The organism is Bordetella flabilis (assembly GCF_001676725.1).
GTDB lineage: Bacteria > Pseudomonadota > Gammaproteobacteria > Burkholderiales > Burkholderiaceae_B > Bordetella_C > Bordetella_C flabilis.
In genome coordinates this window covers 3,604,904-3,619,288 of sequence record NZ_CP016172.1, presented here as the reverse complement: position 1 = coordinate 3,619,288, position 14,385 = coordinate 3,604,904, and the positions used below count along the sequence as shown (strand labels likewise).

Sequence of the window (14,385 nt, the reverse complement as noted above, 5' to 3'; positions counted from 1 at the left end):
TCCCATGGACCCTTCGATTCTTCGCGTCGGCGTCGCCGGCCTGGGCCGGGCCTTCTCGGTGATGCTGCCGACGTTCCTGGCCGATGCCAGGGTGCGGCTGGTGGCGGCCTGCGACACCCGTGCCACCGCGCGCGACCAGTTCCAGCGCGATTTCGGCGGCCCGGCCTATGCGGACATCCAGGCCCTCGCGCGCGATCCGGATGTACAGGTCGTCTATATCGCCAGCCCGCATCAATTCCACGCGGAACACACCCGCATCGCGGCCGCCCATGGCAAGCATGTGCTGGTGGAAAAACCCATGGCGCTCAGCCTGGCCGAGTGCGACAGCATGATCGCGGCCTGCCGCGCCGCCGGCGTCCATATGGTCGTCGGCCATTGCCACAGCTTCGACACTCCATACCTGGAGACGCGAGCGCTCATCGCCAGCGGCGAATTCGGCGCCGTGAAGATGATCCATGCGCTGAACTACACCGATTACCTGTTCCGGCCGCGCCGTCCGGAAGAGCTGGTCACCGCCGAAGGCGGCGGCGCGGTGTTCAGCCAGGCCGCGCACCAGGTCGACATCGTGCGCATGCTGGCCGGGGCGCGACCTGTCCGGCTGCGCAGCGCTCTAGGCAACTGGCATCCCCGGCGGCCGACCGAGGGCGCGTACAGCGCGCTGCTGTGGTTCGAATCCGGTGCGTATGCGTCCTTGAACTACAACGGCTACGCGCACTTCGATTCTGACGAGTGGATGGACTGGATCGGTGAAATGGGCGGCGCGAAGAACCCGGCCGACTATGGCGCGGCGCGCCGCAAGCTGGCGTCGCTGGAATCGCCTGGCGAGGAAGCACAGCTCAAGGCCGCGGGCACCTATGGCGGCGCGATGTATGCGGGGCGATCGCCGGAGGCCGCATCGACGTCATCGTCCCACCAGCATTTCGGCCCCATCGTCGTTTCCTGCGAAAGGGCGGACCTGCGGCCCATGTCCGACGGCATACGGGTGTATGGCGACGACGGGCGCGAAGCACGCCCGCTGCCGGATCCGGCAGCGCCGCGGCACGAGGTCATCGACGAACTCTACGACGCCATACGGAACGGCCGACCAGGTCTGCACGATGGACCGTGGGCGAAGGCGACGCTCGAAATCTGCCTGGCGATGCTGGCTTCGGACAGGAGCGGGACGGACATCGTGCTGCATCACCAGGTTTGACGCGCCGCATTGCCCTGTCATGGCGTCGCCGCCATGCGGGGTCCCGCGAACGGAAGGCCAGGGCAGTTGCGGTATGATCGCCGGTGACTTTGCGATACGTTGTTCACCCGCCGATGACTTCAAAAGAAACACGCAAGCTACTGGATCACTGGCGCGAGGCAGTTCCGGACGACCGTCTGGCCCACCTCATCAAGGACGCGACGCGCGCCCTGGTGCGTGGGCTGCAGATGCGACTGGCCGAGCACAACGTTTCGTTCGGGCATTGGGCGTTCCTGCGCATACTCTGGGAGCAGGATGGCCAGACGCAGCGGGAATTGAGCGAACTGGCTGGCGTCATGGAGCCGACCACGTTCTCCGCGATCAAGGCCATGGAATCGCTGGGTTATGTCGAGCGCCGGCACCTGCCCGGCAACAACAAGAACATTCACGTATTCCTGACCCGCAACGGCCGCGCCCTGAAGAAAAAACTCGTCCCGCTTGCGGAGGAAGTCAACGCCATCGGCACCCGCGGACTGACGGACGCAGAAATCAAGACCGCGCGCAAGGTCTTGCTGACCATCATCGCCAATATGGCGGATGACGAAACCTCCGCCGAGAACGCCGAACGCCGAGTGCCGTCCACGCGCGAGCTGTCGCGCCGCATCAACAAGGCCGCATGACAAGCGGGCATGCTCGCGCCGTCGCAAGACATGCCGGGTTCAGGGCTGAGGTTGTCCCAGCGCGCGCGACAGGACGGCGGCCTCTTCCAGCAGCATCGCGCCGCAGGTCTTGACCCGATCGGCGGTCATGCGGACGCTGGGCCCGAAAATGCATAACGATCCGGCCACCTCGTCCGCGCCGTTGAAGTAGGGCGCGGCCACCGCGACGGCGCCTTCGATCAGCTCGTGGCGACTCGTGGCGTAACCGTGCTTGCGCACGCGTTCGAGTTCCGCCATGTAGGCATGCGTGTCCACCTTCGTGTCCGTGGCATAGGTCCTGAGATCCTTTTCCGTCAGGTTCATACGCGCCAGGATGGTTCGTCCGCTGGCGCCCAACACCAGTTTTTCCCGATATCCCACGCCGCGGCGGAAGCTTAGCGGCTGCGCGCTCGCGAGTTCGGAAACGCAGACCCGGTAGATGCCTTCCCGCACGAACAGCGCCACCGTTTCGCCCGTGGCTTCCCACAGGCGCTGCAGCGACGGGTAGGCGATATCGGCGATGTTGTGACTGGATGTCCAGACGTGCGCGAGCCTCGCCACGGCACTTCCGAGACGGAACTGCTGCGGGTCGCCCGAGGAAACCAGAAAGCCGTTGTGCTCCAGCGTGGCCAGCAGCCGGTACAGCGTGGGACGGCTCAGGTCGACGCGCTTGAGCAGTTCCGCGGCGGTGAGCCCGTCGTCTCCCGGCCGGAAGGCCAGCAGTATGTCCAGCGCCCGGTCCACCGCGCGGACGCCTTCCTGGCGCTTGTCATTGTCCATTCGTGATTCGTATCGCGCTGTTTGGATGTGCGGATTGTATTCAAAAGCGGTTTGACCCTGTCCAATTCCTGTCCGTATAATGGACTACGGTATTACCAGACGGACAAACAAATGCGAGCGGCGCTCGCATCGCGCATGGAGGAAACATGGACAAGAACACGGCCGAAACCCTGGTGCGGACCGGGCCGGGCACGCCGATGGGCAATCTGCTTCGCCGTTATTGGGTGCCGGTGCTGCTGGCCAGCGAAATCGCGGAACCCGATTGCCCGCCGGTGCGGGTGCAGATCATGGGAGAGAAACTGCTTGCCTTCCGTGATACGGAAGGCAGGGCCGCGTTGATCAGCGAGTTCTGCTCGCATCGCGGCGTATCGCTGTATTTCGGGCGCAACGAGGAAAACGGTATCCGCTGCTCCTACCATGGCTTGAAGTTCGACCGCGACGGCAATTGCGTCGACGTGCCCTCCGCGCCGCAGGCGTGCAAGCACATGGGGATCACCGCGTATCCCTGTGTCGAGATGGCGGGCATGGTCTGGGCCTATATGGGTCCCCGGGACAAGAAGCCGGCGCTGCCCGACGTCGAGTGGTGCTCGCTGCCGGCCAGCCATGTTTTTGTCTCGAAGCGGCTGCAGGAATGCAATTACCTGCAGGCCATGGAAGGCGGCATCGATACCAGCCACGTTTCGTATGTGCATCGCTACGAAGTGGACCAGGATCCCTTGCACCAGGGCACCAAGGCCCTCGACTACATCAAGGCGGATGGCAACGTCATCTTTGAAATCGAGAAAACGCCTTTCGGGCTGACGCTGTTCGGGCGCCGCAACGGCGAGCCGGATTCATACTATTGGCGCGTCACGCAATGGCTGTTCCCCTGGTTCACCCTGATTCCACCGTTCGGTGACCATGCCCTTGGGGGCCACGTCTGGGTGCCCATCGACGACCATCATTGCTGGGCCTGGAGCATCAACTTCCGCGTGGACCGTCCGCTGAACGAAGAGGAACTGCGCGACCTGAACGAAGGGAAGGGCGTTCATTGCGAATACGAACCCGGCACCAATGTCCCGGGCGGAACCTTCCGGCCCAAGGCCAACAAGGACAACGATTACCTGATCGACCGCCAGGCACAGCGGGAAAAGCGCGCCTACTCCGGCGTGTTCGGCTTCGCCATCCAGGACGCATCCCTGCAGGAAAGCATGGGTCCCATCCAGGACCACGCCAGTGAAAAACTACTGCCTACCGATCGGGCCATCGTAATGGCGCGGCGCATGCTTTTCGAAGCCGCGACAACCCTGCAGCCTGATAGCGACCCACCCGCCATCGACACCGACCAGCAACGCGTGCGCGCCGCCGGCGTGCTGCTGCCGCGCGACCAGAAGCCCCAGGAATGGGCGGTCGTCCACCTGGCAGACGCCAAGAACCAGAAGGTGTATTCCATTTAGCTTGCCCGGTCGGAAACGGGCAACGCCGAACACCACCACCAAAAGGAGACAACCCATGATAAGGAACAAGGGGCGCGCGGCATGGATAGCGGCCGCGCTGGCGGCATGCTGTACTCTTTCGGTCGCGCGGGCCGAGGAATGGAAACCGGTCAAGCCGATACGTATCGTCGTGCCTATCGTGGGCAGTACCAACGACGTGCTGGCGCGCCTGGTCGCGCCGGAACTCGGGGCCGCGCTGGGCCAGCCGGTCGTCGTGGAGAACAAGGGCGGAGGCGGCGGCCTGATCGGTACGATGGACGTGGTCAAGTCCGCCCCCGACGGATATACGCTGCTGGTGGGCTACAACGGACCGATCTCCATCAATCCCACGCTTCTGCCGCAGACGCCCTACGACCCCATCAAGGAGCTCGCGCCGATCACGCTCGCGGTCAAGGCCTCGCAATACCTGGTGGTCAATCCCAAGGTGCCGGTAAAGACGCTGGCGGAATTCGCCGATTACGCGAAGACCCATCGCATGAGCTACGCGTCGGTGTCGGTCGGCAGCTCATCGCATTTGACGATGGAAATGCTGAAACAGGCCGCCCATATCGACATCACCCACGTTCCATACCGGGGCGCGGGCCCGGCCGTCGTGGACCTGATCGGCGGACAGGTGGATGCCGCCTTCCTGGTGCCGGGCAACATACAGGACTACGCCAAGGACGGACGCGCGCGTTTGATCGCATCGTCGGGCCTGAAGCGCTTTGCGTCCACGCCGGACGTACCCACCGTGGCCGAGAGCGGCTATCCCGGCTTCAATGCCACGTCCTGGATCGGCTTCCTGGCGCCCGCCGGGACACCCAGGCCCGTCATGGAGCGGCTGAATACCGAGATGGTGCGCATCCTGAAGTCTCCCAAGGTCCGCAAGCAGCTGGAAGACATGGAATTCGATGTGGTGGCCAGCAGTCCGCAGGAGTTCTCGGAATGGATCAAGGAGGATACCGAACGCTGGGCCAAGGTGATCCAGGCCGCGGATATCAAGGCGAACTGAAGCAGGCCGGAGACATCGAGGCGAGCTGAACGCAATCGCTCGCCGCGGCCAGCGCCGCGGCGGCACGGACGACAGGAATCATTCATGCAAGGAAAACCCAGGCTATCGGGCAAGTCCGCCCTTGTCACGGGCGGCGGCGGCGGCATAGGCGCGGCCGTCGCGGATCTGTTCTGCGCGGAGGGCGCGGCGGTCATGCTGGTCGATGCCAGCGACGAAGCGCTGTTGCGGACCGCTCGCGAGATCAGGCGGGCGCAGCCCGATGCCCGGGTGGCCGTTTTTCGCGCGGACGTGTCGGACGCGGGTCGCGCCGTGGAGGCCGTCGATGCCGCCACGCAAGCGCATGGCGGCCTGGACATCCTGGTGAACAATGCCGCCATGCGCAACTACTCCGCGCTGGCCGACGTAACGCCCGAGGAATGGTATGCAGTGGTGTCCGTGAATCTGGTCGGCACGTCGAACTACTGCAAGGCCGCCCTGCCGGCGCTGAGGAAGTCGGGCCGCGGCGCCATCGTCAATGTGTCATCGTGCTACGCGGAAACGGGGCGCAAGGGCATGGCGCTGTACGACTCGACCAAGGCCGGCATCCTTGCGATGACCCGCACACTGGCTTTCGAGGAGGCGGCGAACGGCATACGGGCCAACGCGGTGTGTCCCGGATCGACACTGACGGACTTCCATATCGGCCGTGCGCAGGCGGCCGGAAAAAGCGTGGACGTGTTGAAGACACAGCGCCAGGACACATCGTTGCTGGGCCGCTGGGCGGAGCCCCGCGAGATCGCCTGGCCGATCCTCTGGCTGGCGAGCGACGAGGCCTCGTACGTGACCGGCACGACGCTGATGGTGGATGGCGGCTTGTCCGCCATGTAGCAAGGGGGACCGCGGGATGAGTGCAAATCGCTTGACGGTGCGCGTCGCGCGCAAGCTGGCGGAGACCGCCGATATTTGCAGCTTCGAGCTGGTCGATCCGGGCGGCGGCGAACTGCCCGCGTTCACGGCCGGTTCGCACATCGATGTCTATTTGTCGGATGGGCTCACGCGCCAGTATTCGCTATGCAATGCGCCATCGGAGCGCACACGGTACCGTATCGCCGTGCTGCGCGAGCCGGCGTCGCGCGGCGGGTCGCACGCCATGCATGACGTGGTGCGCGAAAACGACCTGCTGGAAATCGGCGTGCCGCGCAATCTCTTTGCCCTGGCGGAGAGCGCAGAACGGCACGTGCTGTTGGCCGGCGGCATCGGCGTCACGCCGCTGCTGTGCATGGCGCAGCGGCTGGCGGCCATCGGCGCGGACTTCCGGCTTCACTATTGCACGCGCTCGGCGGAGCGCGCGGCGTTCCGCGGACAATTGAACGAGCCGCCATACGCGGGGCGGGTGGATTTCCATGTCGACGATGGCCCGCCCGGACAGAGGCTGGACCTGTCGGCGGTGTGCACGCCAGCCGCCGGCACGCACTTGTATGTGTGCGGTCCCAAGGGCTTTATGGATGCGGTGCTCGGCGCGGCGCGGGCGCGCGGCTGGCCCGAGGACAGCCTGCACTACGAGTTCTTCGCCGCCGACCCTGCGCCGGTCGAGGCAGGCGGCGCGTTTTCCGTGAAGCTGGCCAGTTCCGGCCGGGTCGTGGACGTGCCGGCGGATTGTTCGGTGGCCCAGGCCCTCGCCCGCGCCGGCGTCGATGTGCCGGTAGCCTGCGAACAGGGCATCTGCGGCACCTGCCTTACCCGGGTGCTGGAGGGAGAGCCCGATCACCGCGACCTGTTCATGTCACCGCAGGAACAGGCCAGGAACGACCAGTTCACGCCCTGTTGTTCGCGGGCGAAGACGCCGCTTCTGGTGCTGGATCTATGAGCCGGCGCTTCCTTCTTCCCATTGCTTCAGCAGCCTGCCCGCGATGGCGAAGCCGGTGTTGGCGGCCGGCACGCCGGCATAGACGCTGACCATGAACAACGCCTCTTCGATGAGGCCGCTCTCCGTGCCGGCCCGCAGCGCGGCGCCGACATGCAATTCTAATTCCTCCCAACGCCCGAGCGCGGCGGTGATCGTCATCACGACCAGGCGCCGCGTCGCGTCATCGATGCGACTAGACGTCCAGATCCTGCCCCACGCCAGTTGCGTGATCATTTCCTGGAAGGCGGTGTTGAAACCGGTGCGTGCGGCGAGGCGCCCGTCCACATAGGCACGGCCCAGCACGTCGCGTCGCCGTTCCAGGCCAAGCGCATAGCGTTCGCTTTCCGTGGGGTCGCCCGCCGGGGCCAGGAACGCCAGGACGGCGTCGCTCCATTGCACCGGCAGCTCGACCATCGGTATGTGTGCGCCCGGCAGCGCGGTAACCGCGGCGCCGGAAATCGCCGCCGCGATCTCGATGCCGCGCTCGGGAGGCGTGGACAGGTCTTGCGCGCCGGTCAGGACCAGCGCGGGAATGCGGATCGAGGCCAGGCCATCAGCGATCCGCATGTCCCGGATGGCCGCGCAGCAGCCGGCATAGCCGGCCGGATCGATGGATAACAGCGTCTCCCGTATCTGCTCCACGCGCGGATCGCCCAGCGCCAGGAAGCGCGGCGTGAAAAACCGGCCGAGCACGGCCTGCTCGATCGCCGCCATGCCGCCGCGCTCGACGTTCTGGATGCGGGCGCTCCAGACGTCCGGAGGAAACCGCACGGCCGTATTCGAGAGCACCAGCTTGTCCATGCGGTGGTCCGGGCGCTGCGCGTAGGCCATGCCCACCATGCCGCCCAGCGAGACGCCGCAGTAGTGGAATCTGTCCAGCCCGGCGCCCTGCACGACGGCGGCCAGGTCGCCGGCCAACTGGGCCATCGTGTAGGAGCCCGCCGGCGCATCCGAGGCGCCGTGGCCGCGCATATCGAAGCGGATGACGCGGAAATGACGCATCAGCCGCGGCAGGACGGGGTCCCATAGCGAGAAATCCGTGCCCAGGGAATTGCCCAATACCAGCGCGGGCAAAGAGCGGAGGCCATCGCTGCGCCAATAGATGCGCGTGGGACCGTTGAGGGCGAAAGCCATGTCGTTCCTTGGAAAAGACTACGAAGCTTGATCGTCGAGGAGGCAGGCGGCGTGCAGTTCGGCGCGGCGTTGCGCCCAGGCCGCCAACACCGGTTCGCATTGCGCGTCGGCGGCGTCCAGGCAACGCGCCACGCTGCAGGCCTGTTCGATCTCGATGCGCGGAATCCTGCCTTCGACTTCGGGATGGCGCAGCAGCAGTTCGCGCAGCTCGACGCCTTGCTCCAGCGCCTGTCTGCATAGCGCGTCGACGATACGCTGGCCCGCGGCGGCGCCGAGTTCACGGCCCAGCAGCAGGCCAACGCTTTCGGAATGGACGACGCCGCATTGGCGCGCCAGGTTCGCCCGCATCGCTTCGGGGCTGACCCGCAGTCCCTGGATGGTTTCCACCGCCATGGACAAGGCGTTGTCCAGCAGCATGAACAGGTCGGCGAGCAGGGGCAGGGCATTGGGCCAGCTTCCGAGCCCCCGCTCATGCTCCGCGCCCATGTCCGAGACCAGCGACAATGCCAGCGGCGGCGCGCGCAAGGCGGCGTCCAGCATGTGCATGCACGCCATGGGATTGCGCTTGTGCGGCATGGCCGACGATCCGCCGCGGCCCGCGCTCGTCGGCTCGAAAGCTTCGGCCACCTCGCTTTGCATCATCAGTGAAATGTCGCGCCCCAGCTTGCCCAGCATGGCGCAGCACAGCGCCAGTTCGTTGCCCAGACGCGCCAGCCGGTCACGCGCGCCGTGCCAGGCGATCGGCGTGGTGCGTAGCCCAAGCGCATGGGCGACGGCGGCGGCGACATCCCCGCCGGGGGCGCCCAGCGCGGCGCGCGCGCCATTCGAACCGCCGAACTGGATAACCCGGCCGGCTTCCCCGGCATCCCGCAGCGCGCCCGCGCAACGGTCCAGTGCATCGAGCCAGCCCGCCGCCTTCCAGCCGAAGGAGATCGGCGCGGCGGGTTGCATCAGGGTGCGCGCCAGCATTTCCGTGCGGCGATGCGTCACGACGAGGTGGCGCAGCGCATCTCCCAGCTCTCGCAATTGCCCATAGACCCGCCGCAGCGCCAACTGCGACTGCAGGATCAGCGCCGTCTCGCAAACGTCCTGGCTGGTGGACCCGTAGTGGGCAAAGGGTGCGTACTCGGGCGCGCCGTGGGCGATTTGCTGCTTGAGCGCCTTGATGAACGGTATTGCCGCCGTTCCCGCCTTGCGCGCATCCGAGGACAACGCGGACCAGTCGAACGGGGCCGGGTCGGCGCATACCCTGGCGATGTGTTGCGCGGTCGCGGGCGGAATCAGGCCACATTGCGCCTGGGCATGCGCCAGCGCGGCCTCGAAGCGCAGCATCGCGGCATACACCGCCGCGTCGGTCCATAGATCGCGCATGGCGTCCGTGGAGAACATCGCGCGTATCGATAGCATCGGCGTCGGGTCCGCGGTTTCGGATGGAAGGGCTGCCGCTACAGTTCGAAGAAAACCGTTTCGTCGCTGCCCTGCAGGCGGATGTCGAAATGGTAGTGCTGCGGCGACAAGGGTCGCGCGATCAGCGTAGGGCGACGGGCTGGCGCAACGGCGTTCAGCGTTCGGTCGGCGGCATTGGCCTGCTCTTCGTCGCCGAAGTAAACGCGGGTAATGGCGTGCAGCAGCATGCCGCGCGCCATGACGATGATGTCCGCGTGCGGCGCGTCGCCGGGGTCCGCGGCTTTCGGCCGGGGAAGATCGACGATGTAGCGGAACTGCGGGTCCGTACCTGTACCGATGCGGCACATCGCCGGCGCTGCGCCGTCACGTTCGAGCCAGAATTCGAGCATGGCGTCGTGTATGGGCTCGCCATCGCCGTCCAGGACCCGGCCGGTGATCGTGACGCGCGGGGCGGGATCGTCCGGTTCGATCAGGCGGCCCGGAAAGGCGCTCTTCAGGTCGAAGCCGTATTGCTCGGGGACCAGGCCATAGGCGAAATAAGGCCCCACGGTCTGTGAAGGGGTCTGGCGGCTCATCGGCGGTTCTCCATCGGCGTTTCGGCGGCGCCTCGCAGGACGATGTCGAAGACGTAGCCCAGCGCATGGCCTTCTTCGGTCACATCGGGCGAAAACCTGGACACCAGCCGCTCGCGCGCGGCCTCGGGCACGCCTTGCACCATGGGATCGAAGGCCAGCAGCGGGTCGCCCGGAAAGTACATCTGGGTCACCAGCCGCGACGCGAACCAGTCGCCGAACAGCGAGAAGTGGATATGGTTGGGACGCCAGGCGTTCGGATGGTTGCCCCAGGGATAGGCGCCCGGCTTGATCGTCAGGAACCGGTACACGCCATCGGCATCGGTCAGGCAGCGCCCCGCGCCGAGGAAATTCGGATCGAGCGGAGCATCGTGCTGGTCGCCCTTGTGGACGTAGCGGCCCGCCGCGTTGGCCTGCCAGATCTCGACCAGCGTGTTGGCGACCGGCCTGTTCCGCTCGTCCAGCACCCGGCCGGTAACGATGATGCGCTCGCCCAGCGGCGCGCCGTTCTTCACGGCGTTACAGGTCAGGTCATGGTCCAGCGCCCCCAGCCGGTCGGCGCCGTAAACCGGCGCGCGCATATTGCGCATGCGCTCCGGCATGGGCAGCAGCGCCGCGCGCGGCGAGCGCTTGGCGGTGGAGCGATAGCCGGGGTAGTCATACGGGGGATGCGAGCCCCAGTCGAAGGGGGCGACCTTGCTGTCGGCCATTGCGCTGTCTCCTTTGCTTCGGCGTCGGACGGGATGACAGGCATTCTGGAATTTCTCTAAGATTATGAAAAGTGAATTTTCTGGATGGTTTCCATAACTTATGGATATACAAAACTTGGCCGCCAGCAGCCGCGTAAGCCTGCGCCACCTGCATTGCTTCGTCGCCATCGCCCAAAGCGGCTCCCTGCTGCGGGCCGCCGAAAAACTGGCGATTTCCCAGCCGGCCATCTCCAAGCGGCTGGTCGAGCTGGAGGATATCGTCGGCACTGCGCTGTTCACGCGCGGCAGGCAGGGGGCCAGGCTCACGCGGGAGGGCCAGCGCCTGCTGCCCTATGCCACCCAGGTGCTCGCCACCTTGCGCGAAGGCCTGCACGCCGTCGCGGTTCCGGAAAGTCCGCAGCGCGCGGAAGTACGTTTCGGCGTACTTCCCACGCTGGCGGCCATCCTGGTTCCCCGCGCTTTTGCCGCCATGCGCGATGCATGGCGCGATGTCGAACTGGAGGTCGTGACGGCGTCGAATTCGGAGCTGCTCGCGGGCGTGCGCAGCGGCCAGCTGGCTTTCGCCGTCAACCGGGCCGCCGATCCCGAGCTGTCGGAAGGACTGCGATTCGAATACCTGTTTGCCGATCCGCTGGTCGTCGTGACGCGGCCTGGCCACCCGGCCGCGCGCGGCGGCCTGCGCGAAACGGCGGCCGGCGGGGCGTTTCCGGTGCTCCTGCCGCCGACGGGCACCCTGATCCGCCAGTCCGCCGACCGGCTGTTGGATGACGCGGGCGCCGGCAAGCCGGGAATGTTGCTGCAGACCCTGTCGATGTCGATGTCGCGTGCGATGACGTTGGAACACGATGCCATCTGGCTGGTGCCGCGCAGCGCGGTGGCGCGCGATATCGCCAGCAATTCGCTGGCCGTGGTGCCCGTCTCCGTGCCCGGGAGCGAGGAGAGGGTCGGCATCACTACGCGCCGGGGCGCCGTGCCGACGGCGGCGTCACGGTCGCTGATGGAGAACCTGCGCCAGGCGACCGCCGCCCGGCAGTTCTGAGGGCGCGGCTGCGGGGCTGCGACGACGGGGCATTGCGCGCGAGCTCGGCTCGCCGGCCCGATTGCAAGCAAACATGAATGTCACCGCGCTGTCACCCCGGCGCCCGAACATCCTGGCCCATCCCAGCCAGGAGGATCCATGCGGCCGGACACCATCAGCGATATCCTGCGGCGCATCGCCGCGACCTGTGAAGATAGGGCGCGCACGCGTGCGCTGGTCGCTTCGGGCGCCTGGCGCGCGGCGGATGACGATGCCACCCGTTGCGCCGCCTTCGATGCGCGCGTAAAGCGCGACTCGGGCCTGGCCGAGGCGGTACGCGGCACCAACGACTTCCAGCCGGCCGCCTTCCTGTCCGAGGGCGCGGCGTCGCGCCGTGCCGTGGCGCGGGTAGTGTTGCAGACGCCACGGCTCTCGGTATCCGGCACGGGCTTCCTGATCAGCCCCGAACTGTTCATGACCAACCAGCACGTCATCGGCGACGCAGTGGCCGCCGCCCAGGCCACCGTCGTGTTCGACGATGAGCTGGACGAGCGTGGACATCCGCGGCCCCGCACGATATTCCGGTTGGCGCCCGAGCGCTGCGCCCTGTTTTCCGACGAGAAGGACCTGGACTATGCCTTGATTGCCGTGGGCGAGCGGGTGCAGGGCGAGGCCGTGCTGGAGGAGCTGGGCTATTGCCCCATCAGTTTCACTCCCGACCGCCATCGCAAGGGCATGAACGTCAACATCATCCAGCATCCGGAGGGCATGCCCAAGACCATCGCCATCCGCGACAATCTGCTGACGGCGCGCACCGGAACGCGTCTGCTGTACGAGACCGATACCGATTTCGGATCTTCAGGCGCTCCGGTGTTCAACGATCAGTGGGACGTGGTGGCCTTGCATCATTATGGCGCGCCATCGGGCGCTGGACCGGCCGCGGCGCCGGCCGGCGCCGATATGCCGGGCGCCCCTGATGCGCCCCAGGCGCCGGACGTGAACGATGAAGCCGCGCTTGCCGCGCCCGCGAAGGGCGGACGCAGCCGGTCCGGCCCGGCACGAAAGGCGGCGCGCGGTGGCCCGACCGGGCGGAAAGCTGCAGCGGCTGCATCCGCGCGGCCGGCCGCGGCGGTGCGGCCCGACCGGGTATCCCGGTCCGCCCTGCGGCCCGCGCCAGCCGCGAGTGCATTGGAGGAAACGGCCGCGGCACAGGTGAACGAGGGTATCCGCATCAGCAGCATCTATGAAGACCTGCAGTCGCGGTTACCGCAATTGGACACCGGAACGGCGCAACTCCTGCGCCGCGCGCTGTCGCTGTGGGTGGATCCATCGTCGGCTGCCGGCAGGCAACTGGAGCGGCGCGTACCTTCAAGGAATGCCAAGGCATCCCCGGCGCACGGGGGCGCCTCGGCGCCTGGAGCGGTGGACGCCCCGGCAGAGGCCGCGGGCGCGGGCCTCCAACCGTATCCCGTTGCCGGGCAGATCGTCGCGATTCCATTGACCGTGACAGTGGCGCTGGGTGCTGCCGTCCCGGCCACGTCCACGGCCGCCGAAGCCGCCCCCAAGCCGGTCGATACGGCAGCCAGGACGCTGAAGCGGCTGCCCGAACGCGCGAAGGTCGACACCGACTACGGCAATCGCAACGGCTATGACGCGAGGTTCATCCCGGGTCTGAAACTCGATCTGGCCCGGATTGCCGCTCCGCGCAAGGGTGTCATCGCGCCGCTGCAGGAACGCGCCGAGGGCGCCTTGGCGGGCGAGCTGCGCTACCAGAATTTCAGCGTGATCATGCACAAGGCGCGCCGGTTCGCGCTGCTTACCGCCACCAATATCGATGGTGCCAGCTGGCTGGACATCGACCGCAAAACCGGGCAGCCGGCGGTCGCTCAAGCCGAAGGCGACGTCTGGTACAACGACACCCGCATCAACGCTTCGTACTTTGTTGGCCAAGCCTTTTATTCGGGCTGGAGCCATCTATTCGACCGTGGCCATCTGACCCGCCGAGTGGATCCCACCTGGGGAGAATTCGCGGCGCGCGCCAACGCCGACACGTTCCACTTCACCAACTGCACGCCGCAGCACTGGAAGTTCAATCAGTCGATCACGTACTGGCAGGGTATCGAGCGCTACGTGCTCGAAAAAGGCATCTTCGACAGCGGGCGCGACAAACCCGTGACGGTGCTGCAGGGGCCGGTGTTCGACGATGTCAACGATATGTGGGCGGACAACGTGCAGGTGCCGTCGGCGTTCTGGAAGGTCGTGGTGTGGAAGGGCGCGGGCGGCCTGAAGGCGGTGGCGCTGGTTGCCGACCAGACCGCGCTGTTCCCGCTCACGCGGCGTGGATCGGCGCCGCCACCGGACGACACGCCGGTCAACGTGCTGCAGTGGCGGGCATCGATTCCGGCCATCGAAGGCAGGACCGGCCTGGATCTGTCCGCATTGCGTGCGTATGACACGGCGGCCGGCGCATTGCCCATCGTCGGCGAAGCGCTGATGCCGGTCACGCGCTGGGAAGATATTCCGTTGGAATAGGGGCAGGCAAAA

Annotated in this window: 13 protein-coding genes; 8 read left to right on the top strand and 5 right to left on the bottom strand. The window is 66.6% G+C overall.

The window, feature by feature from the left end:
• Positions 1-4: 4 nt before the first annotated feature.
• The gene (locus BAU07_RS27165; protein ID WP_066659466.1) at positions 5-1,192 is read left to right on the top strand and encodes a Gfo/Idh/MocA family protein; all 1,188 of its coding nucleotides are present in this window, start codon (positions 5-7) and stop codon (positions 1,190-1,192) included.
• A gap of 113 nt (positions 1,193-1,305) precedes the next feature.
• The gene (locus tag BAU07_RS15845; RefSeq protein WP_066659464.1) at positions 1,306-1,851 is read left to right on the top strand and encodes a MarR family winged helix-turn-helix transcriptional regulator; all 546 of its coding nucleotides are present in this window, start codon (positions 1,306-1,308) and stop codon (positions 1,849-1,851) included.
• A 39-nt stretch (positions 1,852-1,890) separates the two neighbouring features.
• On the opposite strand, the gene BAU07_RS15840 is transcribed toward BAU07_RS15845, so the two are convergent.
• Positions 1,891-2,649, bottom strand: coding sequence for an IclR family transcriptional regulator (locus BAU07_RS15840; protein WP_066659462.1), 759 nt, complete (start codon positions 2,647-2,649; stop codon positions 1,891-1,893).
• A gap of 146 nt (positions 2,650-2,795) precedes the next feature.
• Between BAU07_RS15840 and BAU07_RS15835 the strand changes: the two genes are divergently transcribed.
• The 4 genes from BAU07_RS15835 to BAU07_RS15820 all read left to right on the top strand — a co-directional run bounded on the left by BAU07_RS15835 (position 2,796) and on the right by BAU07_RS15820 (position 6,961).
• On the top strand, positions 2,796-4,085 hold the full coding sequence (locus tag BAU07_RS15835; RefSeq protein ID WP_066659460.1) for an aromatic ring-hydroxylating dioxygenase subunit alpha: 1,290 nt from the start codon (positions 2,796-2,798) through the stop codon (positions 4,083-4,085).
• Positions 4,086-4,140: 55 nt separating this feature from the next.
• The gene (locus BAU07_RS15830; RefSeq protein WP_066659459.1) at positions 4,141-5,115 is read left to right on the top strand and encodes a Bug family tripartite tricarboxylate transporter substrate binding protein; all 975 of its coding nucleotides are present in this window, start codon (positions 4,141-4,143) and stop codon (positions 5,113-5,115) included.
• 84 nt (positions 5,116-5,199) lie between these two features.
• Entirely contained in the window at positions 5,200-5,982 is a 783-nt protein-coding gene (locus tag BAU07_RS15825; protein ID WP_066659458.1) for an SDR family NAD(P)-dependent oxidoreductase, read from the top strand.
• Positions 5,983-5,998: 16 nt separating this feature from the next.
• Entirely contained in the window at positions 5,999-6,961 is a 963-nt protein-coding gene (locus tag BAU07_RS15820; RefSeq protein WP_066659457.1) for a PDR/VanB family oxidoreductase, read from the top strand.
• On the opposite strand, the gene pcaDC is transcribed toward BAU07_RS15820, so the two are convergent.
• Genes pcaDC through pcaH form a run of 4 tightly spaced genes read right to left on the bottom strand, consistent with a single transcriptional unit; the run spans position 6,956 to position 10,823 of the window.
• Positions 6,956-8,134, bottom strand: coding sequence for a bifunctional 3-oxoadipate enol-lactonase/4-carboxymuconolactone decarboxylase PcaDC (gene pcaDC, locus BAU07_RS15815; protein WP_066659456.1), 1,179 nt, complete (start codon positions 8,132-8,134; stop codon positions 6,956-6,958). The genes BAU07_RS15820 and pcaDC overlap by 6 nt on opposite strands.
• 18 nt (positions 8,135-8,152) lie before the next feature.
• Positions 8,153-9,541: a class-II fumarase/aspartase family protein gene (locus BAU07_RS15810; protein ID WP_084025807.1), complete on the bottom strand. Its 1,389-nt coding sequence runs from the start codon at positions 9,539-9,541 to the stop codon at positions 8,153-8,155.
• A gap of 38 nt (positions 9,542-9,579) precedes the next feature.
• Positions 9,580-10,116: a peptidase associated/transthyretin-like domain-containing protein gene (locus BAU07_RS15805; RefSeq protein WP_066659454.1), complete on the bottom strand. Its 537-nt coding sequence runs from the start codon at positions 10,114-10,116 to the stop codon at positions 9,580-9,582.
• Positions 10,113-10,823: a protocatechuate 3,4-dioxygenase subunit beta gene (gene pcaH / locus BAU07_RS15800; protein WP_066659453.1), complete on the bottom strand. Its 711-nt coding sequence runs from the start codon at positions 10,821-10,823 to the stop codon at positions 10,113-10,115. Before pcaH ends, BAU07_RS15805 begins: the two co-directional genes overlap by 4 nt.
• Positions 10,824-10,923: 100 nt before the next feature.
• Here pcaH and BAU07_RS15795 point away from each other — a divergent pair, with 100 nt between their 5' ends.
• Both BAU07_RS15795 and BAU07_RS15790 read left to right on the top strand, forming a co-directional pair.
• Positions 10,924-11,862 (top strand): LysR substrate-binding domain-containing protein, encoded by a 939-nt coding sequence (locus BAU07_RS15795; protein ID WP_066659451.1) that lies wholly within the window; start codon positions 10,924-10,926, stop codon positions 11,860-11,862.
• A 138-nt stretch (positions 11,863-12,000) separates the two neighbouring features.
• Positions 12,001-14,373 carry a DNA/RNA non-specific endonuclease gene (locus BAU07_RS15790; protein WP_066659448.1) on the top strand — a complete coding sequence of 791 codons (2,373 nt, stop codon included), beginning with the start codon at positions 12,001-12,003 and terminating at the stop codon, positions 14,371-14,373.
• The last annotated feature ends 12 nt before the right edge of the window (positions 14,374-14,385 follow it).